Annotated in this window: 21 protein-coding genes and 1 other annotated feature; of the genes, 11 read left to right on the top strand and 10 right to left on the bottom strand. The window is 51.9% G+C overall.

What is annotated here, in order from left to right; genetic code table 11:
- Nucleotides 1–213 precede the first annotated feature (213 nt).
- Together OGY09_RS21385 and OGY09_RS21380 are read left to right on the top strand one after the other, a co-directional pair.
- Nucleotides 214–489 carry a hypothetical protein gene (locus tag OGY09_RS21385; protein ID WP_032943616.1) on the top strand — a complete coding sequence of 92 codons (276 nt, stop codon included), beginning with the start codon at nt 214–216 and terminating at the stop codon, nt 487–489.
- Nucleotides 490–675: 186 nt separating this feature from the next.
- Nucleotides 676–2148 carry a GGDEF domain-containing protein gene (locus OGY09_RS21380; RefSeq protein ID WP_032943615.1) on the top strand — a complete coding sequence of 491 codons (1473 nt, stop codon included), beginning with the start codon at nt 676–678 and terminating at the stop codon, nt 2146–2148.
- A 32-nt stretch (nt 2149–2180) separates the two neighbouring features.
- On the opposite strand, the gene trpA is transcribed toward OGY09_RS21380, so the two are convergent.
- The 6 genes from trpA to trpL all read right to left on the bottom strand — a co-directional run bounded on the left by trpA (nt 2181) and on the right by trpL (nt 8849).
- Nucleotides 2181–2987: a tryptophan synthase subunit alpha gene (gene trpA / locus OGY09_RS21375; protein WP_032943613.1), complete on the bottom strand. Its 807-nt coding sequence runs from the start codon at nt 2985–2987 to the stop codon at nt 2181–2183.
- Nucleotides 2987–4180: a tryptophan synthase subunit beta gene (gene trpB / locus OGY09_RS21370; protein ID WP_003020645.1), complete on the bottom strand. Its 1194-nt coding sequence runs from the start codon at nt 4178–4180 to the stop codon at nt 2987–2989. Before trpB ends, trpA begins: the two co-directional genes overlap by 1 nt.
- 10 nt (nt 4181–4190) lie before the next feature.
- Entirely contained in the window at nt 4191–5549 is a 1359-nt protein-coding gene (trpCF, locus tag OGY09_RS21365) for a bifunctional indole-3-glycerol-phosphate synthase TrpC/phosphoribosylanthranilate isomerase TrpF (RefSeq protein ID WP_032944436.1), read from the bottom strand.
- A gap of 3 nt (nt 5550–5552) precedes the next feature.
- Entirely contained in the window at nt 5553–7148 is a 1596-nt protein-coding gene (gene trpD / locus OGY09_RS21360; protein ID WP_003020639.1) for a bifunctional anthranilate synthase glutamate amidotransferase component TrpG/anthranilate phosphoribosyltransferase TrpD, read from the bottom strand.
- Complete coding sequence (locus OGY09_RS21355; RefSeq protein WP_032943611.1) at nt 7148–8710, bottom strand: anthranilate synthase component 1; 1563 nt, start codon at nt 8708–8710, stop codon at nt 7148–7150. The genes trpD and OGY09_RS21355 overlap by 1 nt, the downstream gene beginning before the upstream one ends.
- 23 nt (nt 8711–8733) lie before the next feature.
- Nucleotides 8734–8828: a sequence feature (Trp leader region), on the bottom strand.
- Entirely contained in the window at nt 8805–8849 is a 45-nt protein-coding gene (gene trpL, locus OGY09_RS21350) for a trp operon leader peptide (RefSeq protein WP_012905981.1), read from the bottom strand. (Overlaps the previous feature by 24 nt.)
- Nucleotides 8850–8984: 135 nt before the next feature.
- Between trpL and rnm the strand changes: the two genes are divergently transcribed.
- From rnm to rluB, 3 genes are all read left to right on the top strand, one after another.
- Nucleotides 8985–9863, top strand: a complete 879-nt coding sequence (rnm, locus tag OGY09_RS21345) for an RNase RNM (protein ID WP_032943610.1) — start codon at nt 8985–8987, stop codon at nt 9861–9863.
- Entirely contained in the window at nt 9860–10480 is a 621-nt protein-coding gene (locus tag OGY09_RS21340; protein WP_003833336.1) for an L-threonylcarbamoyladenylate synthase, read from the top strand. Before rnm ends, OGY09_RS21340 begins: the two co-directional genes overlap by 4 nt.
- Nucleotides 10481–10580: 100 nt before the next feature.
- Nucleotides 10581–11456: a 23S rRNA pseudouridine(2605) synthase RluB gene (gene rluB, locus OGY09_RS21335; protein ID WP_003020625.1), complete on the top strand. Its 876-nt coding sequence runs from the start codon at nt 10581–10583 to the stop codon at nt 11454–11456.
- Nucleotides 11457–11539: 83 nt separating this feature from the next.
- Here the strand turns inward: rluB and cobO are convergent, their stop codons facing one another.
- On the bottom strand, nt 11540–12130 hold the full coding sequence (cobO, locus tag OGY09_RS21330; protein WP_032943609.1) for a cob(I)yrinic acid a,c-diamide adenosyltransferase: 591 nt from the start codon (nt 12128–12130) through the stop codon (nt 11540–11542).
- Nucleotides 12127–12888 carry a YciK family oxidoreductase gene (locus OGY09_RS21325; RefSeq protein WP_032943608.1) on the bottom strand — a complete coding sequence of 254 codons (762 nt, stop codon included), beginning with the start codon at nt 12886–12888 and terminating at the stop codon, nt 12127–12129. The genes cobO and OGY09_RS21325 overlap by 4 nt, the downstream gene beginning before the upstream one ends.
- Before the next feature lie 221 nt (nt 12889–13109).
- On the opposite strand from OGY09_RS21325, the gene sohB reads away from it, so the two are divergent.
- On the top strand, nt 13110–14156 hold the full coding sequence (gene sohB, locus OGY09_RS21320) for a protease SohB (protein ID WP_032943607.1): 1047 nt from the start codon (nt 13110–13112) through the stop codon (nt 14154–14156).
- A 108-nt stretch (nt 14157–14264) separates the two neighbouring features.
- Here the strand turns inward: sohB and OGY09_RS21315 are convergent, their stop codons facing one another.
- Nucleotides 14265–14516 (bottom strand): YciN family protein, encoded by a 252-nt coding sequence (locus OGY09_RS21315; protein WP_003020616.1) that lies wholly within the window; start codon nt 14514–14516, stop codon nt 14265–14267.
- A gap of 398 nt (nt 14517–14914) precedes the next feature.
- Between OGY09_RS21315 and topA the strand changes: the two genes are divergently transcribed.
- The 5 genes from topA (at nt 14915) to acnA (ending at nt 22304) form a co-directional block, all read left to right on the top strand.
- Complete coding sequence (gene topA / locus OGY09_RS21310; protein WP_003833325.1) at nt 14915–17512, top strand: type I DNA topoisomerase; 2598 nt, start codon at nt 14915–14917, stop codon at nt 17510–17512.
- Between the two features lie 208 nt (nt 17513–17720).
- Complete coding sequence (gene cysB, locus OGY09_RS21305; RefSeq protein ID WP_003020610.1) at nt 17721–18695, top strand: HTH-type transcriptional regulator CysB; 975 nt, start codon at nt 17721–17723, stop codon at nt 18693–18695.
- Between the two features lie 311 nt (nt 18696–19006).
- Nucleotides 19007–19147 (top strand): YmiA family putative membrane protein, encoded by a 141-nt coding sequence (locus OGY09_RS21300; RefSeq protein ID WP_213732144.1) that lies wholly within the window; start codon nt 19007–19009, stop codon nt 19145–19147.
- Nucleotides 19148–19149: 2 nt separating this feature from the next.
- On the top strand, nt 19150–19320 hold the full coding sequence (locus OGY09_RS21295) for a YciX family protein (RefSeq protein ID WP_164079415.1): 171 nt from the start codon (nt 19150–19152) through the stop codon (nt 19318–19320).
- Between the two features lie 308 nt (nt 19321–19628).
- Complete coding sequence (acnA, locus tag OGY09_RS21290; protein WP_150388548.1) at nt 19629–22304, top strand: aconitate hydratase AcnA; 2676 nt, start codon at nt 19629–19631, stop codon at nt 22302–22304.
- A gap of 49 nt (nt 22305–22353) precedes the next feature.
- Here the strand turns inward: acnA and ribA are convergent, their stop codons facing one another.
- A complete protein-coding gene (ribA, locus tag OGY09_RS21285; protein WP_003020601.1) occupies nt 22354–22944 on the bottom strand; it encodes a GTP cyclohydrolase II in 591 nt (196 codons plus the stop codon).
- Between the last annotated feature and the right edge of the window lie 60 nt (nt 22945–23004).

The raw sequence follows: 23004 nt of genomic DNA, 5'->3' as shown, positions 1-23004 counted from the left end.
GGAAACAATGAGTGTACTATTATTACAAACTCGGATATTTTCCATCGTCACCAACTAAATTATCTGATCTTCGCCAGAGATTAGCACGGAGTGTCTGTTACCGTTTTCAGACAATATCCTTACCTCGACCCATCGTTTAAACAATCCCATCCTACCTTTCTCCCTTTGATGTAGTGCTACTCTTTAAGCAAAACAACTTTGAGGGTATTGCTGATGATGTTGACCCGCCATCTGCTACAGCAAAAAATCACACTTCTGGAACCGTTCTCCGAAGATCAAACGGCAGCGTTTGCCGTGAGTGCTGCACGTGAGTTATTGCTTTGCATGGATAAAATTGAGGCGCTGGAGAAACTTATTGCGACTCCGGTTACACTACCTTATTGCAGCGCCAGTCCGGTTTGTGAGATTGAGGCGGGCTATGCCGCAGGCGTAAACGACTGCCGCGAGGCCATTCGACGGGCAGGGTATCCTATTGAAGGTGATGATTAGTTTGCGCTTATGTTAACAAATATGTGCTTTTGTTGTATAAAACTGTAACCTAAGCGCGCGACTGCGGGCTGCATCAACTTACCTGCTTCGGGGTGGCGAACATTCTCTATCAACGTACAACGCTGTTATGCAACAACATAAACGGGTAACCGATTTGGCAATACTGTTAACTATCAGGGTGGACTCGTGAAGATTGTGCAGGATAAGCTCAGAAACAGGCAGGCACTGCTGGTATCAGGGCTCATTACGTTGGTATTTACGTCGTTGTTTCTGTTTATTATTTATGAACAGCGAATGGCCGCTGCCAGCGAAGGTGTCAACCGCCTGCAAGCGCGCATGATGGACATTTTTAACGATAATGAGCTGATCGCTGATGCGATTGGTGAGCGCTATCACCACATCAAAAATGGCGAGCAATGTGGCGATATGTCTCGATTTGTTCCTCGGAATGATCAGGAATGGGGAATTAACGCCGACCCAAAGCGGCTGCATTCGGCGACCGGGACAATGGTTGCCCAGCAAACCAGCCACAATGCGCTGTGTATGTATACAGCGGCTGAATTTATTCGTGGTATGGTCAATGAGCTAAACCCGGGCAGTTTTGATGCACATCGTTATATTATCGCCAAAAACTCAGATTATTTTTACTGGTTTATGGCTTCCGATTCCCGCAATTTCAGTTTCTCTAATTCTGAAATGGCACGGGATATCACCAACTTTTTCTATCCTCCGGTCGATTTCTATACTCGATTACTGCAAAAAAACGTCAAAAACAAAGCCCTTAGTTCGACGAATTTTTATACCGATAAAATTACCGGTGAAAAAGCTTATAGCGTGGTGAGTTATATCTACGATCTGTCTGGCAAAGAGATATCAGACCAAATCGTAGCCTATCTGGTCTATGACCATTCAAAGCCCGAATTGCAGGAAGCGTTAGCCCAGGCATTTGACAACCAAATTCCACCGGAGCTGAATGTGGAGTTGGTGAATTTAACAAACCATGAGAGTCTCTGTTTATCCGGTAAATGTACCGGTCAATCCCGCTTTATGGTGCGCAATTTTTCAGAGAAATATGCGCTGCACTATTCGTTATCATTAGGTCGTTTTATGACGCGCGACACGCATGCAGGTATCGTGATTCTGCTGGCGCCGTTTTTCTTCATCATGATCAGCTTCTCGTTAAAATCATGGCTGAACGAAAGTGACCTCAAGGTTTATATTGATACCCTGACCGGTTGTTTTAACCGCCGAATTCTCGACATCATCAAGCGTCGGGATTTATCACACTGCTCGGTGGTGCTACTTGACTGTAATAAGTTCAAGGCCGTCAATGACACCTGGGGCCACGCGGCAGGCGATCGTGCGCTGCAAATTATCGCCAACAGAATGCTGTCAAACACCCGCACCAGTCACGATATTGTGATTCGTACCGGCGGGGATGAATTTATGATCCTGCTGTTTCGATCGCAGGCAACTGACGCTATAGCAATCGCGCAACGTATTAGTGGGCAGGTGACCAGCCATGTGTTTGTGGTGGATGGCCATACCGTGCCATTGTCAGTATCGTGGGGGATTGCAGAGGTGAATGGTGAACTTGATGTGGCCATTCAGAATGCGGATAGCGCTATGTATAGAATGAAGCACACGAAAGAAGGATAAAACCGCCAGAAATTTCTGGCGGTTGATTTAGCTTATTGGTGGGTGGCGGCTTTCATCGCGCTGACAAACGCTTTCAGCTCAGCCAGCATCTGTTCCGGTGCCGCAACATTTTTCTCAATGATTTTCACAATTGCCGAGCCGGAAATTGCACCGGAAGCACCGGCTTCAATAGCACCGGCTACCTGTTCAGGCGCAGAAATACCAAAGCCCTGTAAAGAAGGTGGAGCATCATATTGTTTCAGCTTTTCAACCAGATGATGCAGCGGTAATGCCGCACGATTTTCGGCACCGGTCACGCCTGCACGTGAAAGCAGATAAGTGTAGCCACGACCATAAGAGGCAATCTGGCGTAGCAGTTCTTCATCAGCGTTCGGCGGGCAGATGAAAATTGGTGCAATATTGTGACGGAGCGCTGCAGTTCTGAATGGTGCAGACTCTTCAACGGGAACATCGGCCACTAATACAGAATCCACACCCACTTTTTCGCACTGGGCGTAAAACTCGTCAATGCCCTTGCTGAAGACCAGGTTGGCATACATCAGCAACCCAATGGGAATCGTCGGATGCTTCTGGCGAATCAGCGCCAGCATTTCAAAGCATTGCGACGGTGTAACGCCGGCGGCAAACGCACGCAGGGTGGCTTCCTGAATAGTTGGGCCATCTGCCAGCGGATCGGAGAACGGAATGCCGAGCTCAAGCGCGTCGGCACCGGCTTCAATCAGCGTATCAATGATTTTCAGTGACTGTTCAACAGACGGATCGCCCAGGGTTACGAAGGGGACAAAAGCGCCTTCTTTGCGGTCCTTCAACTGTGCAAACAGGTTTTCGTAACGTTCCATCAGATTTCCCCTCGCGCTTTCAAAATATCGTGTACGGTGAAAATGTCTTTGTCGCCGCGACCGGAGAGATTAACCACCAGCAACTGCTCTTTTTCTGGATTCTCACGCATCATTTTCAACGCGTGCGCCAGGGCATGGGAGGACTCCAGTGCCGGGATAATTCCCTCGTGCAGACACAGCGTTTTGAAGGCTTCCAGTGCTTCATCATCGGTGATTGAAACATAATCGGCGCGACCAATGCTGTTCAGGTATGCATGCTGTGGCCCGACCGATGGGAAGTCCAGCCCTGCAGAAATAGAGTAAGACTCTTCAATCTGTCCTTCTTCAGTCTGCATCATTGGGGACTTCATGCCGAAGTATATCCCGACACGACCATGCTTCAACGGCGCGCCGTGTTCTCCAGACTCAATCCCGTGACCGCCTGGCTCTACGCCAATCAGACCTACGCTGGTTTCATTAATAAAATCGGCGAACATCCCGATGGCGTTAGAACCGCCGCCCACGCAGGCGATAACGGCGTCCGGCAGACGGCCTTCTTTTTCCAGAATCTGCGCCTTGGTTTCTTCACCGATCATGCGCTGGAACTCACGCACAATGGTCGGGAAGGGGTGCGGACCAGCCGCCGTACCGAGCATGTAGTGCGCGGTATCGTAGCTGCCAGACCAGTCGCGAAGCGCTTCGTTACAGGCATCTTTCAGCGTTGCGGAACCGCTGTGAACGGGGATAACTTCAGCGCCCATCAAACGCATACGGAAAACGTTAGGCGACTGACGTTCAACATCTTTCGCGCCCATATAAATACGGCATTTCAACCCCAGCAGCGCGCTGGCGAGAGCAGATGCAACACCGTGCTGACCCGCGCCTGTTTCGGCGATGATTTCCGTTTTACCCATGCGCTTCGCCAGTAACGCCTGACCCAGCACCTGGTTGGTTTTGTGCGCGCCGCCGTGCAGTAAGTCTTCACGCTTGAGATACAGCGTCGTGTTGGTGCCTTGAGTAATGTTCTGGCACTTGGTCAGTGCGGTTGGGCGACCCGCATAGTTTTTCAGCAGATCTGTAAACTGCGCCTGAAATTCAGGATCCTTTTGTGCGCTGACAAAAGCTTCTTCCAGCTGGCGCAGGGCAGGCATCAGAATCTGTGGCACATACATACCGCCAAATTCACCAAAGTACGGATTGAGTAATGTTGTCATGTCCTTTTCCTTAATATGCGCGCAGCGTCTGAAAGACCGAAGCCAGAAGACGTGCATCTTTGATGCCCGGCTGTGACTCTACGCCAGAATTGAAATCGAGACCGGCACAGCCGGTTTTTGCCGCGTCAACGCAGTTATCTGCGCCGAGTCCGCCAGCCAGTAAAACGTTATCCAGCGATTGTCCGCCTAAAAGTGACCAGTCGAAGCGTTGACCGCTGCCGCCCTGGCCGTTGTCGAAGACGTATTTATCGACATGCTGATAATCACGGGCTGGCAACGTCTCGCTGACGCTGAGTGCCTTCCAGATTTGCACCTGTGCGGGCAGTAAGTCGCGCAGGGCGTCAACATAGGACTGGTCTTCGTTACCGTGCAGTTGCACGGCAGTTAGTCCCAGCTCCGCCGCTGTTGCGCTCACGTCGGTAATATCTGAGTTGCGAAACACCCCGACGTATTGCAGCGGCGCGCCGGTCATGACCTCTCGCGCTTGTTCAACGTTGACCGCGCGCGGTGATGTGGGGACAAAAATCAAGCCGCCGTAAATGGCACCCGCTTCGTATGCCGCATTTGCATCCTGAGCCCGGGTTAAACCGCAGACTTTATTCTCGCCGAGCAGTACGCGACGCACGGCGACGTGCAGATCAGCATGCGACATCAGCGCGGAGCCAATCAGAAAACCGTTGGCGAAGTGGCTGAGCTCGCGCACCTGACCGTAAGTATTGATGCCGGACTCACTGATGACGGTCACACCGTGCCCTAGTCGCGGCGCCAGTTGACGGGTGCGATTCAGATCAATCGACAGATCGCGTAAGTCACGGTTGTTGATACCAACGACTTTGGCGCCCAGTGCGATAGCACGCTCCAGCTCTTCTTCGTTACTGACTTCGGTCAGTACGCCCATTTTCAGGCTGTGGGCGACGGCGGCGAGTTGACGATATTGCTCATCATCGAGCACCGACAGCATCAGCAAACAGGCGTCCGCCTGGTAGAAACGCGCCAGGTAAATCTGGTAAGGATCGATAATAAAGTCCTTACACAGAATCGGCTGCGGTGCGATGCGGCTGACAATAGGCAGGAAATCAAAGCTCCCCTGGAAATACTTCTCATCGGTCAGTACGGAGATCGCGGAAGCATAATGTTTATAGATGCTCGCAATCTGTGCCGGGTCGAAGTCATCACGGATCACGCCTTTTGATGGAGATGCTTTTTTGCATTCCAGAATAAAGGCGGTGCGTGCACCTTGCAGCGCATCGTAGAAATCACGTGAGCCAGGCTGAACATCATTTTGAAAGCTGGCCAGCGGTTGTTGCTGTTTGCGGGCTTCTACCCAAATCGCCTTGTCTGCGACAATTTTCGCTAAAACGGTTTGCATCATTTACCCTCTTGCTGCCAGTGCAGTGACGCGGTCATAGGCCGCACCGCTACGCAGTACATTAATCACGGTTTGCGCATTGGCTTTTAAATCTTCTTCACCGTGCAGGCGCATTAACATGGCGACATTCGCGGCAACAGCAGCTTCATGAGCGGCTTCACCTTTACCTTGTAACAAGCGACTAAGAATGTCACGGTTTTCTTCCGGCGTGCCGCCAGCCAGCTGTTCCTGGTGGTAAGGCGTCAAACCAAAGTCTTCTGCCGTCAGTTGATAACTCTTGATTTCCCCATCGTGCAGCTCTGCCACAATGGTCGGCGCATGCAGCGAAACTTCGTCCATGCCACCACTGTGCACCACGGCTGCTCGTTGATATCCCAGCACGCGCAGCGTTTCAGCAATCGGTAGCACCAGTTCCGGGCTGTAAACGCCGATCAGCGCCAGCGGCGGATGCGCCGGGTTAATCAACGGGCCGAGCACGTTAAACAGCGTGCGGGTTTTCAACTGCTGGCGTACCGGCATGGCATGGCGAAAACCGGTGTGATATTTCGGCGCAAACAGGAAGCACACCCCGAGGTCGTCTAGAGCCTGACGGGATTTATCAGCGTTCATATCCAGATTGATGCCAAATGCCGCTAACAGATCCGAAGAGCCAGACTTGCTGGAGACACTGCGGTTGCCGTGTTTGGCAACTTTCAGTCCGCAAGCCGCCGCAACAAAGGCGCTGGCGGTAGAAATATTGATGCTGTTGCTGCCGTCGCCGCCGGTACCGACAATATCGGCAAACAGATAATCAGGGCGCGGGAACGGTGCGGCGTTTTCCAGCAGCGCGGTTGCCGCACCGGCAATTTCATTCGGGTGTTCGCCACGAATTTTCATGCTCACCAGCGCCGCAGCCAGTTGTTCCGGCTTCAGTTCACCGCGAACGACTGCGGAAAACAGCTGGTGACTTTCCTGCTGGGACAGCGTCTGGGCCTGATACAGTTTCTCCAGAATGGGTTGCAGCGTATTGGTTTGTTCAAGCTTCTGTTGCGCCCAGGCCAGCGTTTGTTCCAGCAAACGCGCGCCCTGGGTGGTCAGAATTGATTCTGGATGGAACTGGAAGCCGCAGACGCGATCGGTATCGTGACGTACCGCCATCACCATGCCGTTAAAGTGGGCGTTAATGGTCAACCCAGCAGGTACGTTGCTGCCAACCAGTGAATGATAGCGTGCCACCGGCAGCGGATTCGCCAGACCAGCAAACATCGCCTGACCGTCGTGTTCAATGCTGGACGCTTTGCCGTGCAGGATCTCTCCGGCCTGACCCACATATCCACCATAGGCTTCAACAATGGCCTGGTGTCCCAGACAAATACCGATGATTGGCAGCTTGCCGCGCAAACGGGTTAACAGCTCCGGCATGCAACCTGCCTCGCTTGGCGCGCCTGGTCCTGGTGAGAGCATCAGCACCGGATTTTTCATGGTTGCTAAGCGGTCAATCAACGTCTGGGCCGGAATATGGTTGCGGTAAATCACCACGTTGTGACCATTAGTACGCAGCTGATCCGCCAGGTTATAGGTAAAAGAATCGATGTTATCAAGCAGCAGAATGTCAGCCATTAGAAGGTCTCCTGTGCGTGGTGCGCGGTAGCGATAGCACGCAGAACCGCGCGCGCTTTATTACGGGTTTCATCGGCTTCAGACTGCGGTACAGAATCCAGAACAATCCCGGCACCGGCTTGTACGGTGGCAATACCGTCTTCCACGAGGGCGGAGCGAATGACAATACAGGTATCCAGATCGCCATGCGCCGTGAAGTAACCTACCGCACCGCCGTAGCTGCCACGGCGACGACCCTCGGCCTCGGCGATAAGCTGCATGGCGCGAACTTTTGGCGCTCCGCTTAACGTGCCCATATTCATACAGGCGCGGTAAGCGTGCAGCACATCCAGATCGCTACGCAGCTCGCCGACCACGCGCGAAACCAGGTGCATAACGAAGGAGTAGCGATCGACTTTTGTGAGGTCAGCAACATAGCGGCTGCCAGGCGTACAGATGCGCGCCAGGTCGTTACGCGCAAGGTCAACCAGCATCAGGTGCTCAGAAAGCTCTTTATGGTCGGTACGCATCTCCAGCTCGATACGGCTGTCGAGATCGCGATCAAGCGAACCGTCCGCACGACGACCGCGCGGGCGAGTACCAGCAATCGGGTAGATCTCTATCTGGCGGCTGGTGGCATCATATTTCAGCGAGCTTTCCGGGGAGGCGCCAAACAGCGTGAAATCGTTGTCCTGCATGAAAAACATGTATGGGCTGGGGTTACTTTTCTTCAGCACATAGTAGGCCGCCAGCGGAGATGGGCAGGGCAGCGAGAAACGGCGGGATGGCACCACCTGGAAAATTTCGCCCGCGCGAATCGCTTTTTGCATGCCACGAACTACGGCGCCAAACTCTTCATCGCTCTGATTGCACTCGCAGCGCATCTGCGGGACTTCAGTGACCGGCAACGGCGGCGCAGGCTCGGTAAGCTGCTGGCTCAATTGCGCCAGACGAGCATTAAGACGCTGTTTTTCCGCATCATTGGGGGTAAAAATACTGGCCTGAATACGGGTGCTTTTTGTCTGGTGGTCGATAACCATCAGCGTTTCTGCCAGATAGAAGCAGTAGTCAGGGCAACGGTTGCCCGCTTCAAGCTGAGGTAAATCTTCAAAACCGGCAACCAGATCGTAAGAAAACAGACCGCCGAAGAACATCGCTTCACGTTCTTGCGCTGGAACATTAACCAGCTCCTGCAATAAACGGAATGCATCAAATACGGACAGGGAGCATAAGCGGGCGTCTTCATCGAGCAGAGGGCTGACGGCAGGGAATCGCAGATGACGACCATTCGGCTGTTGTTCGTTCTCAACGCCAGCGGGCAGGGCAACATCCAGCAGCGACAGCAGCGATGCGCCGTTTGCGGACAATGCCTGAATAGTGACAGTGTCACCGAGAGCGGTAATGCGTAATGCGCTGTCGACCAGCAGCAGGCTCTTCAGATCGTCTTTGCTGTCGATATCTGCAGATTCCAGCAGCAGTGTTGCTGGACGTGCGCCACACACTTGATGAAACAGCGCCGTCGGATTCTCACGGTAGGCGGCATCGCAGGCAAGCAGTTCGAGTGTCGGTTTTTGAGTTTGCATCGTTATTCTCATTAATTTTGTTCAAAAAAAAGCCCGCTCATTTGGCGGGCCGGGTATCTGGTTGCATATTGCAGACGTAAGACACTGCCCGAAATCAGGAAGTGCGCCACCAACCGTGCAGAACAAATGTTGCTTTCATCTCAGATACCTTCTTCATGTGAACTTGCGTACTAGTTAACTAGTTCGATGGAATAAAGTCAACACCTGATTTCAGTATATTTGTCGAAACCGCTATGATGGGCGTGATACGACATTTATTGAAACGGGAGCCGCCTTGAGCGACACGAATTACGCAGTGATTTATGACCTGCACAGTCATACTACAGCCTCCGATGGGCGATTAACGCCAGAAGCCTTAGTACACCGTGCGGTAGAGATGCGAGTCGGTACACTGGCGATCACCGATCATGACACCACGGCCGGCATTGCGGCGGCAAGAGAAGAAATTTCACGTTCAGGTTTAGCCTTAAATTTGATCCCTGGCGTCGAGATATCAACGGTCTGGGAAAACCATGAGATCCATATAGTGGGTCTGAACATTGATATCGCCCATCCCATGATGTGTGAGTTTCTGGCGCAACAAACGGAACGTCGTCAGCAGCGTGCACGCCTGATTGCCGAACGACTCGACAAAGCGCATATCCCCGGCGCTTGGGAAGGGGCGTTACGCCTGGCCGATGGCGGGGCGGTTACGCGGGGCCATTTTGCGCGTTTCCTGATGGAATGTGGAAAAGCCACAACCATGGCGGATGTCTTTAAAAAATATCTTGCCCGTGGGAAAACCGGTTACGTTCCGCCACAGTGGTGTACAATAGAACAAGCTATTGATGTCATTCATCATTCTGGCGGTAAGGCTGTTCTGGCTCATCCTGGGCGGTACGATCTTAGCGCTAAGTGGCTGAAAAGACTGGTTGCATATTTTGCTGAACATCGCGGCGACGCGATGGAAGTAGCACAGTGCCAGCAGTCTCCCAATGAACGCACCCATCTGGCGACGCTTGCGCGTTCGCATCAACTGTGGGCATCGCAAGGGTCTGATTTTCATCTACCCTGCCCATGGATTGAGTTGGGCCGTAAACTTTGGTTGCCCGCAGGCGTAGAAGGCGTCTGGCAACTTTGGGAGCAGCCCGCGATCACAGAGAGGAAAGTATGAGTCAGTTTTTTTATATTCATCCCGAAAACCCGCAGCAGCGACTGATCAATCAGGCCGTTGAAATCGTGCGTAAAGGTGGGGTGATCGTCTATCCAACCGATTCCGGCTATGCGTTGGGCTGCAAAATTGAAGATAAAGGCGCCATGGAGCGCATTTGCCGCATCCGTCATCTGCCGGACGGGCACAACTTTACGCTGATGTGTCGTGACCTGTCCGAACTGTCGACCTATTCTTTTGTCGACAACGTGGCATTCCGTTTAATTAAAAACAACACGCCGGGTAACTACACCTTCATCCTGAAAGGGACGAAAGAAGTTCCGCGCCGTTTGTTGCAGGAAAAACGTAAGACCATCGGCCTGCGTGTGCCATCGAATCCGATTGCGCTGGCGCTGCTGGAAGCACTGGGCGAGCCGATGCTCTCTACATCGCTGATGCTGCCGGGCAGTGAATTTACTGAGTCAGACCCGGAAGAGATTAAAGACCGTCTGGAAAAACTGGTGGATTTGATTATCCACGGTGGCTATCTCGGTCAGCAGCCGACCACGGTCATCGATTTAACCGACGATTCCCCGGTGGTGTTGCGTGAAGGCGTCGGCGACGTTAAACCTTTCTTATAAGGGCGCGAACCGCTATACTACGCGGCCTTAAAATGGCGCTGACTGGCGCCGTTGATTCTCCTGTTCGACGCCTGTGAAGGCGACATCTAAAGGAAGCTCTATGAGCGAAAAGTTACAAAAAGTGCTGGCGCGCGCTGGCCACGGTTCTCGCCGTGAAATCGAATCTATTATTGCCGCGGGTCGCGTGAGCGTTGATGGCAAAATTGCCACGCTCGGCGATCGCGTTGAAGTCACTCCGGGTCTGAAAATCCGTATCGACGGTCATCTGATTTCGGTTAAAGAGTCTGCAGAGCAAATCTGCCGCGTTCTGGCCTATTACAAGCCAGAAGGTGAACTGTGTACCCGCAACGACCCGGAAGGTCGTCCGACCGTGTTCGATCGTTTGCCAAAACTGCGTGATGCGCGCTGGATTGCCGTAGGGCGTCTGGACGTGAATACCTGCGGTTTACTGCTGTTTACCACCGATGGTGAACTGGCTAACCGTCTGATGCACCCAAGCCGTGAAGTCGAACGTGAATATGCGGTACGTGTGTTTGGTCAGGTTGATGATGCAAAACTGCGCGATCTGAGTCGTGGCGTACAGCTGGAAGATGGTCCGGCGGCATTTAAAACGATCAAGTTTAGCGGTGGTGAAGGGATCAACCAGTGGTATAACGTCACGCTGACCGAAGGGCGTAACCGTGAAGTCCGTCGCCTGTGGGAAGCTGTAGGTGTACAGGTAAGCCGTCTTATTCGTGTTCGTTACGGTGATATCCCGCTGCCGAAAGGCCTGCCGCGTGGTGGCTGGACAGAGCTTGACCTCGCGCAAACCAACTATCTGCGTGAACTGGTGGAACTGAAGCCGGAAACGACATCTAAAGTTGCCGTCGAGAAAGATCGTCGTCGCATGAAGGCAAATCAGATCCGTCGTGCGGTGAAGCGGCACTCACAGGTCGGTAGCAGCCGTCGTCCGGGTGGTCGTAGCAACAACGGTTAATTATGAGTGGGCCTGATAAGCAAAGCGCCATCAGGCCTTAGCGTGGAGCCGGATGCGGCGCAAGCGCCTTATCCGGCCTACTGTCAGTAATCAATCCCTATCTGGGCCTTCACGCCCGCTTCAAACGCATGCTTGACCGGGCGCAACTCGCTGACCGTATCCGCTAACTCCAGAATATCGCGATGACATCCACGGCCGGTGATAATCACCGTTTGATGGGCAGGGCGCGCGTTTAGGGCAGTGATGACCTCTTCAAGCGGCAGATAGTCGTATGCCACCATATAGGTCAGCTCGTCCAGCACCACCATATCCAGTTTATCGTCGGCCAGCATCCGCTTACCGTGTTCCCACACGGCCATACAGGCCGCGGTGTCGGACTCACGGTTTTGCGTTTCCCAGGTAAATCCTGTCGCCATAACCTGAAACTCTACGCCGTGGGGTTCAAGTAAGTTACGTTCTCCGTTTGGCCACGTACCTTTAATAAATTGTACGACGCCGACTTTTTTACCGTGGCCCACCGCGCGCGTGGCGGTACCGAATGCGGCGGTGGTTTTACCCTTACCATTTCCAGTGAATACGATGATGATCCCGCGCTCGTCCGTAGCGGCGGCAACGCGTGCGTCAACCCGATCTTTTACGCGCTGTTGACGTTGTTGATAGCGTTCTTCACTCATTGGGCAATTCCTGGTTTACGGCCCGGCTGGGCGTCAAAAGTCATACCGGTTTTACGGCGGCTGTCATCGCCCATCAGCCACAGGTAGAGCGGCATAATATCGGCGGGAGTTTTCAATTTTTGTGGATCTTCCGTGGGGAATGCGCTGGCTCGCATGCCAGTTCGTGTTCCACCAGGATTGATACAGTTTACGCGCAGATGACGGTTTTGATACTCATCAGCCAGAACCTGCATCATCCCTTCGGTAGCAAATTTTGAGGTGGCATATGCTCCCCAATTGGCGCGTCCCTGGCGGCCGACGCTGGAAGAGGTAAAGACCAGCGATCCGGCATCGGATTTGAGTAACAACGGCAGCAATGCCTGAGTCAGCATAAAAGTGGCATTCACATTTACCTGCATCACATCCTGCCAGACCTGCGGGTTTTGTTCACTCATTGGGCAAATATCGCCGAGTAATCCGGCGTTATGCAGTACGCCATCCAGACGTGAGAAATGTGCGGCAATGCGCTGTGCAAGCTGGTGACATTCTTCAGAGGTACAGGTCAGTAAATCCAGTGTAAACCACTGTGGTTGTGTTCCGTTTTCATCGGCGATAGTGCGGGCAACCCGACGCAGTTTTTCTTCGTTACGCCCAAGCAGGATAACGGTCGCGCCATAGCGTGCATAGGTCTGCGCGGCTTCGCGTCCGATACCATCGCTGGCACCGGTGACAAGAATAATGCGGCCCTGTAAAAGGTCTTGTTTAGGTTGGTAATGCACGGCTACTCCTCGGCGACGCCCTGGCCATCTCGTTCGCAATAACTTTTGGGCTTTATGCCTTAAACCCTGTTCTTTTTCAATCAGCCAAAGGCAATAACACCGCAAAATGAACGTTTTGTCATGCTTTTTACTGATTCAGCACTGGATGTATGAAGCAAGACGAGGTGACACGCCTGTTGTACACTGAGCGGAAGTCGCGTTGTTTAACCAAGGTGGGTCTCGTGGAATTGTTGTCTGAATATGGGCTGTTTTTGGCAAAAATTGTCACTGTCGTGGTGGCTATTGCAGTGGTGGTGATGCTGATCGTAAACGCGACACAACGCAAACGTCAGCGTGGGGAATTGCGGGTTATTAACCTCAGCGATCAATATAAAGAGATGAAGGAAGACCTGTCGCTGGCCTTATTGGATGGGCATCAGCAAAAATTCTGGCATAAGGCGCAGAAAAAGAAACAGAAGCTGGAGGCGAAGGCCGCCAAGGCAAAAGCGAAACTGGGTGACAGTACGTCATCAGATAAACCCCGTGTATGGGTGCTTGATTTTAAAGGCAGTATGGATGCCCACGAAGTCAGCGCATTACGCGAAGAGGTGACGGCGGTGCTGGCGGTTGTTAAACCTCAGGATCAGGTGGTGGTTCGTCTGGAAAGCCCGGGCGGTGTGGTACATGGTTATGGCCTGGCTGCGTCCCAGTTACAACGCCTGCGCGATAAGCAGATCCCACTGACCGTCACGGTAGATAAAGTCGCTGCGAGCGGCGGATATATGATGGCCTGCGTGGCAGATAAAATTGTTTCGGCGCCGTTTGCTATCGTCGGCTCAATTGGCGTGGTGGCGCAGATCCCGAACTTTAACCGCTTCCTGAAAGGGAAAGATATTGATATCGAACTGCACACCGCCGGACAGTACAAGCGTACGCTGACGCTGCTTGGCGAGAACACGGAAGAAGGGCGGCAGAAATTCCGTGAAGATCTGAACGAAACACATCATTTGTTTAAAGATTTTGTCCATCGTATGCGCCCGACTCTGGACATTGAGCAGGTTGCCACGGGTGAACACTGGTTTGGTCAACAGGCGCTGGCAAATGGGCTGGTGGATGAGATCAACACCAGCGATGAGGTGATCCTCGGGCTGATGGAAGGTCGTGAAGTGTTGAACGTTCGCTATCTGCAGCGTAAAAAGCTGATGGATCGTTTTACCGGTAGTGCGGCTGAGAGCGCCGATCGTTTGCTGATGCGCTGGTGGCTGCGGGGGCAGAAGCCACTGATGTAAAATTGTCATTGCCGGATAGCGATGCTCACACATCCTATCCGGCCTACAAATAGGCATCAATGTAGGCTGGATAAGGTGTTGCCGCCATCCGGCAAATTATTTCTCGAGTTAATCGATCAAGTGATACTTTTCAGAAAGTACGTGCGCCAGGTGTTTAAACATATTAAACACAGCCGTACTTTTGGGCGTTGGTAGCCCTTGCTCGTCTAAAAAGTAATCTCCGCTGAAAACCAGCACGCCGTTTCGCTGCGTAACGCCGGTGGCGACAATCCCCGCCAGCGTGTCCTCATGCTCACGAATGATTTTGTTGGCTTCAATCAGCAGTGTTTCGCGATCGATGGGTTGAGTGTCTTTATGCATGATTTACTCCTTAAACAAGGACATTAGTCTACGCTGAGCCCGCCTTATGGGCAAATATTCCCTGACATAAATGAAGGTTTTACGACAGTGTTACAACTGGCGAGATTTGTTTTTGCATGCTAATAAAGTTGCGTAACGCATTTTATCAGGTACAGTGTGACGCTTTCGTCAATCTGGCAACAGATTTGCTTGACATTCGACCAATACTTCGTCGTGCTAGAGCGTTTGTGAGAAAAAAAGCCTGTTAACTCAGTTACATGAGAGTTACATTACAAGCGCGAAACAGTTTAAGGGGTTGATATCCGCCGACGCAGAGACCATATCGATGTCTCGTCGCCAGTGGAAGGTGAATCAACGTGCGACGCATTCTGGAAGAATCAAATTAGGTAAAGGTGAATATGGGTAAAGCTCTTGTCATCGTTGAGTCCCCGGCAAAAGCCAAAACGATCAACAAGTATCTGGGTAATGACTACGTGGTGAAATCCAGCGTCGGTCATATCCGTGATTTGCCGACCAGTGGCTCAGCAACTAAAAAGAGCGCCGACTCAACCTCCACCAAAACGGCTAAAAAGCCCAAAAAGGATGAACGTGGCGCTCTCGTCAACCGTATGGGTGTTGACCCGTGGCACAACTGGGATGCGCGCTATGAAGTGCTGCCTGGTAAAGAGAAAGTTGTTTCTGAACTGAAGCAACTGGCTGAAAAAGCCGACCACATCTATCTCGCAACCGACCTTGACCGCGAAGGGGAAGCCATTGCATGGCACCTGCGGGAAGTCATCGGTGGCGACGATACCCGCTACAGCCGCGTGGTGTTTAACGAAATTACCAAAAATGCTATTCGCCAGGCGTTTGAAAAACCGGGCGAGTTGAACATCGATCGTGTTAATGCGCAACAGGCGCGCCGCTTTATGGACCGTGTTGTGGGCTATATGGTGTCGCCACTGCTGTGGAAAAAAATTGCGCGTGGTCTGTCTGCCGGTCGCGTACAGTCTGTGGCTGTGCGTTTGGTGGTTGAGCGTGAACGCGAAATCAAAGCATTTGTTCCAGAAGAGTTCTGGGAAATTGATGCTAATACGACCACGCCGGGCGGCGACGCGTTGCCGCTTGAGGTGACGCATCAAAATGATAAACCGTTCCGTCCCGTAAATCGGGAACAAACGCTTGCCGCGGTTAGCCTGTTGGAAAAAGCGCGCTATAGCGTCCTGGAACGTGAAGATAAACCGACCAGCAGCAAGCCGAGCGCACCGTTCATTACCTCCACGCTACAGCAGGCTGCGAGCACGCGTCTGGGCTTTGGTGTGAAGAAAACCATGATGATGGCGCAGCGCTTGTATGAAGCGGGTTACATCACTTACATGCGTACTGACTCAACCAATCTGAGCCAGGATGCTGTCACCATGGTTCGCGATTACATCAGTGATAATTTTGGCAAAAAATATTTGCCGGAGAGCGCGAACCAGTACGCCAGCAAAGAGAACTCGCAGGAAGCACACGAAGCTATCCGTCCTTCCGATGTCGCCGTACTGGCGGAGTCGCTGAAAGATATGGAAGCCGATGCGCAAAAACTGTATCAGCTGATCTGGCGCCAGTTTGTTGCTTGTCAGATGACGCCAGCGAAATATGACTCTACCACCCTGACCGTGGGTGCGGGTGATTTCCGTCTGAAAGCGCGTGGTCGTATTCTGCGCTTCGATGGTTGGACCAAAGTGATGCCAGCGCTGCGTAAGGGCGATGAAGATCGCATCTTACCGGCGGTGGACAAAGGCGATACCTTGACGCTTATCGAGCTGACACCTGCGCAGCATTTCACCAAGCCGCCTGCGCGCTTCAGTGAAGCTTCGCTGGTTAAAGAGCTTGAAAAGCGTGGCATTGGTCGTCCATCCACCTATGCGTCGATCATCTCTACGATTCAGGATCGCGGTTATGTTCGCGTTGAAAACCGTCGCTTCTACGCTGAAAAAATGGGTGAAATCGTCACCGATCGTCTGGAAGAAAACTTCCGCGAGCTGATGAACTACGATTTTACCGCGCAGATGGAAGACAGCCTCGACCAGGTGGCGAATCACGAAGCCGAATGGAAGGGCGTACTCGACAACTTCTTCACTGATTTTACTCAGCAGTTAGATAAAGCTGAGAAAGATCCTGAAGAAGGCGGTATGCGTCCGAACCAGATGGTGCTGACCAGCATTGATTGCCCGACCTGCGGACGCAAGATGGGTATTCGTACCGCCAGTACCGGCGTTTTCCTTGGTTGCTCCGGCTACGCACTTTCCCCGAAAGAGCGTTGCAAAACCACCATTAACCTGGTGCCGGAAAACGAAGTATTGAACGTGCTGGAAGGCGATGACGCGGAAACTAACGCATTGCGTGCCAAACGCCGCTGCCAGAAATGCGGTACAGCAATGGACAGTTATCTCATCGATCCTAAGCGTAAATTGCATGTGTGTGGTAATAACCCAACCTGCGACGGCTACGAGATCGAAGAGGGTGAATTCCGTATCAAGGGTTATGACGGTCCTATCGTAGAGTGCGAAAAATGTGGTTCTGAAATGCACCTGAAAATGGGACGTTTCGGCAAGTACATGGCGTGTACTAACGACGAGTGTAAAAACACCCGTAAGATCCTGCGTAACGGTGAGGTTGCTCCGCCGAAAGAAGATCCGGTTCCGCTGCCGGAACTGCCGTGTGAAAAATCTGACGCGTATTTCGTGTTACGTGATGGTGCTGCAGGTATCTTCCTGGCGGCCAATACGTTCCCGAAATCACGTGAGACTCGTGCGCCGTTGGTGGAAGAGTTGTACCGCTTCCGCGATCGCCTGCCGGAAAAACTGCGTTATCTGGCAGATGCGCCGCAAACAGACCCGGATGGTAACAAGTCTATGGTTCGTTTCAGCCGTAAAACCAAGCAGCAATACGTTGCCGCTGAGAAAGACGGTAAGGCGACAGGCTGGTCCGCGTTCTTCGTTGACGGTAAATGGGTAGAAGGGAAGAAATAACAGCGTTTCGGCTGAATTTCTCCTCAAAGGGTCGCGAAAGCGGCCCTTTTTGTTTCTGGCATATTATTTTTTGTCATACCTATACAGCGGACATATAAATGATATAGTGGTTATAGTTAACAGTCTTTTTATTATTAAATCGTATTAGCAGCGCCCACGAGCCTGCACTGAAACGATGATTTGATGGCGCGAATCGGGATGGCATAACATGAAATTACAGCAGCTTCGCTACATTGTTGAGGTGGTGAACCACAACCTTAATGTCTCCTCAACGGCGGAAGGGCTTTATACCTCACAGCCCGGTATCAGTAAGCAAGTTCGTATGCTGGAAGATGAACTTGGCATCCAGATTTTCGCCCGTAGTGGTAAGCATCTGACCCAGGTTACGCCAGCGGGGCAGGAAGTCATCCGTATTGCGCGCGAAGTACTGTCTAAGGTAGATGCTATTAAGTCCGTTGCTGGCGAACATACCTGGCCGGATAAAGGCTCGCTATATATCGCCACCACGCACACCCAGGCACGTTACGCTTTGCCGAACGTGATTAAGGGTTTTATTGAGCGATATCCTCGTGTTTCATTGCATATGCATCAGGGATCGCCGACGCAAATTGCCGAAGCCGTCTCGAAAGGGAATGCGGATTTTGCCATCGCGACGGAAGCCCTGCATCTGTATGACGATCTGGTGATGTTACCTTGCTACCACTGGAACCGTTCGATTGTCGTCACGCCGGATCATCCGCTGGCGGGAAAATCCTCGGTTTCTATTGAGGAACTGGCACAGTATCCACTGGTGACCTACACCTTTGGATTTACCGGGCGTTCGGAGCTGGACACCGCGTTTAACCGTGCGGGTCTGGAGCCGCGTATTGTTTTTACCGCGACCGATGCCGATGTTATTAAAACCTATGTCCGTCTGGGTCTCGGCGTGGGTGTAATTGCCAGTATGGCGGTTGATCCTGTTTCCGATCCTGACCTGGTACGTGTGGATGCGCACGATATCTTCAGCCATAGCACCACCAAAATTGGTTTTCGTCGCAGCACCTTCTTACGTAGTTACATGTATGATTTCATTCAACGTTTCGCGCCGCATCTGACGCGTGATGTGGTGGACACGGCGGTGGCGCTGCGTTCCAACGATGATATTGAAGCCATGTTTAAAGATATTAAATTGCCTGAGAAATAATAACGGTTGTTACCTCGTCGGTATCTGTAAGCATAAAGTGATACCGACGGGGGAGTCTGAATTCATTATTTCTCCTCCTATATATTAACCATATATTATTTATGGAAAAAGTTCTCTAAAGTAGTTTCAAATTAGTCAGCTTGCCAAAAATCACTCTCAAATATTCATAATTGATCAAACAATTGATTTATTTATCAGATCGAATCCGAAAATTAACTGGCTTTTTTTCGCCTTTTTTATTAGGATTCCTCCTATCTGATGATTAATTGTACCAATTGTTTGGTGCCTAAATGATAAGTGATTTCGATAGTATGAGGTTAGCGATGCCTTCAGGAAACCAGCCTGCACGCCGGGATCCCGCGATGAAACGTAAAGCCTGGTTCGCCGTGTTTCTTGGCTCTGCGATATTCTGGATTATTGTCGCACTCGTGGCCTGGAACGTGTGGGGGTAATTATGTCCGCACCGGAGCAGCACTCTACCGTGACGCCAGCGTCTCATGACCATGAGCAAGAGAGCAAAACCGCAGCCGAGAAAGATCCAAAGATACCCGAATCCTGGAATCTTTCTCCTGAACAACGGGCGTTTATTGATCTGTTAACCGATGATGATAAACAGAAACAATAATTCGTACGTATTTTATAATAATAACGATTACCTCGTGGCCTTAAATATCGAATCGTTTATCCCATGTATTCACCATCAGCCACCTAATCAACGTATTATCGATTGCGCTATTGCCTGCTGAATATTCATCCTATTCATCTACACGGCTAGACCTTACTCCCTACCATTGACCTCACTTCGCGCTTTTGTATCGCGCGCTACTTTTATCAATTTGAGTTGTTATCAAAGCGTTACATTTTGTTTGTGTTATCTTTAATACTAACCCTGAGGAAATCAGGGGATCCAACCCTGTCATTTAAGGAGGAGCTATGTCGTCGACCCTACGAGAAGCCAGTAAGGACACATTGCAGGTTAAAGATAAAACCTACCGCTACTACAGTTTACCTCTGGCCGCTAAATCACTGGGTGATATCACCCGACTACCCAAATCGCTGAAAGTGTTACTGGAAAACCTGCTTCGTTGGCAGGATGGTAATTCCGTAACCGAAGATGATATTCATGCGCTCGCGCATTGGCTGAAGACTGCCCATGCCGATCGTGAAATTGCCTATCGACCCGCTCGTGTTCTGATGCAGGATTTTACCGGCGTGCCGGCGGTGGTCGATCTGGCCGCTATGCGCGAAGCGGTGAAACGTCTGGGTGGGGATACGGCAAAAGTGAATCCGCTTTCGCCAGTGGACCTTGTCATTGACCACTCGGTAACGGTGGACCGTTTTGGTGATGATGATGCTTTCGAAGAAAACGTTCGCCTGGAAATGGAACGTAACCATGAGCGTTACGTGTTCCTGAAATGGGGACAGCAGGCATTTAGTCGCTTCAGCGTTGTACCACCAGGAACGGGGATTTGCCACCAGGTTAACCTTGAATACCTCGGCAAAGCCGTCTGGAGCGAGTTACAGGACGGTGAGTGGGTGGCTTACCCTGACACGTTGGTCGGCACCGATTCCCATACGACAATGATTAATGGTCTCGGTGTGCTGGGATGGGGCGTTGGAGGCATTGAGGCCGAAGCAGCAATGCTGGGTCAACCGGTCTCTATGCTTATCCCGGATGTTGTGGGCTTCAAACTGGTGGGCAAACTGCGGGAAGGCATCACCGCTACTGACCTGGTTTTAACCGTCACCCAGATGTTGCGTAAGCACGGCGTGGTCGGTAAATTCGTTGAATTCTACGGCGATGGGCTGGACACCTTACCGCTGGCCGATCGGGCAACCATTGCGAACATGTCACCGGAATACGGCGCAACCTGCGGTTTCTTCCCGATAGATAGCATCACTCTTGAATATATGCGTCTGAGTGGGCGCAGTGAGGAGCAGGTTGAGCTGGTCAGCGCCTATGCCAAAGCGCAGGGAATGTGGCGTAATCCTGGGGATGAACCCGTATTTACCAGTTCACTGGAGCTGGATATGGGCAGTGTAGAAGCTAGCCTTGCCGGACCGAAGCGTCCGCAGGATCGGGTGGCACTGGCTGATGTCCCGAAAGCGTTTTCGGCGAGTAATGAACTCGAAGTGAACAGCTCGCTGAAAGATCGCCAGCCAGTGGACTATACAATGAACGGTCACCAGTACCAGCTGCCGGATGGTGCTGTGGTTATTGCAGCGATCACTTCCTGTACCAACACCTCTAACCCAAGCGTATTGATGGCGGCGGGGCTGCTGGCGAAAAAAGCTGTGACGCTTGGTCTGAAACGTCAGCCGTGGGTGAAAGCCTCGCTGGCTCCAGGATCGAAGGTGGTGTCTGATTATCTGGCGCAGGCAGGGTTCACGCCATACCTTGATGAGCTGGGATTTAACCTTGTAGGTTATGGCTGTACCACCTGTATCGGTAACTCGGGTCCGTTACCCGATCCTATCGAGACAGCTATCAAAAAAGGCGACCTCACCGTTGGTGCTGTGCTTTCCGGCAACCGAAACTTTGAGGGGCGTATCCATCCGCTCGTGAAGACCAACTGGTTGGCGTCTCCGCCGCTGGTGGTGGCCTATGCGCTGGCGGGGAATATGAATATCAATCTGACGAAAGATCCGTTAGGGCATGACAGAAAGGGCGATCCCGTATATCTGAAAGATATCTGGCCGACGGCTCAGGAAATTGCCCGTGCCGTGGAGCAGGTCTCTACCGCCATGTTCCATAAAGAGTATGCTGAAGTGTTTGAAGGCACGCCGGAATGGAAAGCAATCCAGGTAGATCGGGCTGATACCTATGGCTGGCAGTCTGACTCAACCTATATCCGCTTGTCGCCGTTCTTCGATGGTATGCAGGCGACGCCGGATCCGGTCCAGGACATTCACGGCGCGCGTATCCTTGCAATGCTTGGAGATTCCGTCACCACTGACCATATTTCTCCTGCAGGTAGTATTAAGCCGGACAGCCCGGCGGGGCGTTATCTGCAAAGCCACGGCGTAGAGCGTAAAGATTTTAACTCCTACGGTTCGCGGCGCGGGAATCATGAAGTCATGATGCGCGGTACCTTTGCCAATATTCGTATTCGCAATGAGATGGTACCTGGCGTGGAAGGTGGGATGACGCGTCATTTGCCGGGAACTGAGGTAGTGGCTATCTATGATGCGGCTATGCAATATCAACAGGAGAATATTCCCCTGGCGGTTATTGCCGGGAAAGAGTATGGCTCTGGCTCCAGTCGCGACTGGGCGGCAAAAGGCCCGCGCTTGCTGGGGGTTCGCGTGGTTATCGCTGAATCCTTTGAGCGAATTCACCGTTCTAACCTGATTGGTATGGGGATTTTGCCGCTGGAATTCCCACAGGGCGTCACGCGTAAAACGCTGGGACTAACCGGTGAGGAAACGATCGATATTACGGATCTGCAAAACATCAAACCGGGTGCAACAGTGCCGGTGAGTATGGTTCGCTCAGATGGACGTAAAGAAGTTGTTTTATGCCGCTGCCGTATCGATACCGCGACGGAGCTAACGTACTACCAAAACGATGGCATTCTGCACTACGTGATTCGTAATATGTTGAGCTAGAATGTAAAAAGCCTGCGAGAGCAGGCTTTTTTATCGACGGTAACAACTATTACTTGCCCAGCAAATGTCCCATCTTGGCGGCTTTGGTGTCCAGGTAATGTTCATTGTTCGGGTTACGACCCACAATCAGCGGCACGCGTTCAACAATGTTGATTCCCGCTTCGGTCAGAATTTCCACTTTTTTCGGGTTATTGGTCAGCAAACGAACTTCGTCCACACCAAGCAGCTTGAACATATCCGCACACAGCGTGAAATCACGCTCATCTGCCGCAAAGCCCAACTGATGGTTAGCTTCAACGGTATCATAACCCTGGTCCTGCAACGCGTAGGCGCGGATTTTATTGAGCAGGCCGATATTGCGTCCTTCCTGACGATGATAAAGCAGGATACCGCGCCCTTCTTCAGCAATATGGGTGAGAGCCGCTTCGAGCTGGAAACCGCAATCGCAACGCAGGCTAAACAATGCATCGCCAGTCAGACATTCTGAGTGGACACGGGCCAGGACAGGCGTTTGGCCTGTGATATCGCCAAAAACCAGTGCGACGTGATCGTGTCCGGTTGCCAGTTCTTCAAATCCCACCATCAGGAAATCACCCCAGGGGGTTGGCAGTTTGGCTTCTGCCACACGTTTAAGCTGCATGTAATTCTCCAGATTATGCTGGCACTGTCGTGCCGTCGCCTGTTGGCTTCTGTTCTATAT

Origin of the sequence: Citrobacter sp. Cpo071, from assembly GCF_030332765.1 — a bacterium.
Lineage (GTDB): Bacteria > Pseudomonadota > Gammaproteobacteria > Enterobacterales > Enterobacteriaceae > Citrobacter > Citrobacter portucalensis.
The sequence above is the reverse complement of the archived record's forward strand: the minus strand, read 5'-3'. Positions and strand labels throughout refer to the sequence as shown.

Bases quoted from the DNA above. Each gene is read 5' to 3' on its own strand.
- OGY09_RS21315 (WP_003020616.1), bottom strand. From the start codon at position 14,516: ATGCATAAAGACACTCAACCCATCGATCGCGAAACACTGCTGATTGAA.
- cysB (WP_003020610.1), top strand. From the start codon at position 17,721: ATGAAATTACAGCAGCTTCGCTACATTGTTGAGGTGGTGAACCACAAC.
- cobO (WP_032943609.1), bottom strand. From the start codon at position 12,130: ATGAGTGAAGAACGCTATCAACAACGTCAACAGCGCGTAAAAGATCGG.
- OGY09_RS21295 (WP_164079415.1), top strand. From the start codon at position 19,150: ATGTCCGCACCGGAGCAGCACTCTACCGTGACGCCAGCGTCTCATGAC.
- trpB (WP_003020645.1), bottom strand. From the start codon at position 4,180: ATGACAACATTACTCAATCCGTACTTTGGTGAATTTGGCGGTATGTAT.
- OGY09_RS21340 (WP_003833336.1), top strand. From the start codon at position 9,860: ATGAGTCAGTTTTTTTATATTCATCCCGAAAACCCGCAGCAGCGACTG.
- ribA (WP_003020601.1), bottom strand. From the start codon at position 22,944: ATGCAGCTTAAACGTGTGGCAGAAGCCAAACTGCCAACCCCCTGGGGT.
- topA (WP_003833325.1), top strand. From the start codon at position 14,915: ATGGGTAAAGCTCTTGTCATCGTTGAGTCCCCGGCAAAAGCCAAAACG.
- rluB (WP_003020625.1), top strand. From the start codon at position 10,581: ATGAGCGAAAAGTTACAAAAAGTGCTGGCGCGCGCTGGCCACGGTTCT.
- trpCF (WP_032944436.1), bottom strand. From the start codon at position 5,549: ATGCAAACCGTTTTAGCGAAAATTGTCGCAGACAAGGCGATTTGGGTA.
- OGY09_RS21355 (WP_032943611.1), bottom strand. From the start codon at position 8,710: ATGCAAACTCAAAAACCGACACTCGAACTGCTTGCCTGCGATGCCGCC.
- OGY09_RS21385 (WP_032943616.1), top strand. From the start codon at position 214: ATGATGTTGACCCGCCATCTGCTACAGCAAAAAATCACACTTCTGGAA.
- acnA (WP_150388548.1), top strand. From the start codon at position 19,629: ATGTCGTCGACCCTACGAGAAGCCAGTAAGGACACATTGCAGGTTAAA.
- trpD (WP_003020639.1), bottom strand. From the start codon at position 7,148: ATGGCTGACATTCTGCTGCTTGATAACATCGATTCTTTTACCTATAAC.
- trpA (WP_032943613.1), bottom strand. From the start codon at position 2,987: ATGGAACGTTACGAAAACCTGTTTGCACAGTTGAAGGACCGCAAAGAA.
- OGY09_RS21300 (WP_213732144.1), top strand. From the start codon at position 19,007: ATGAGGTTAGCGATGCCTTCAGGAAACCAGCCTGCACGCCGGGATCCC.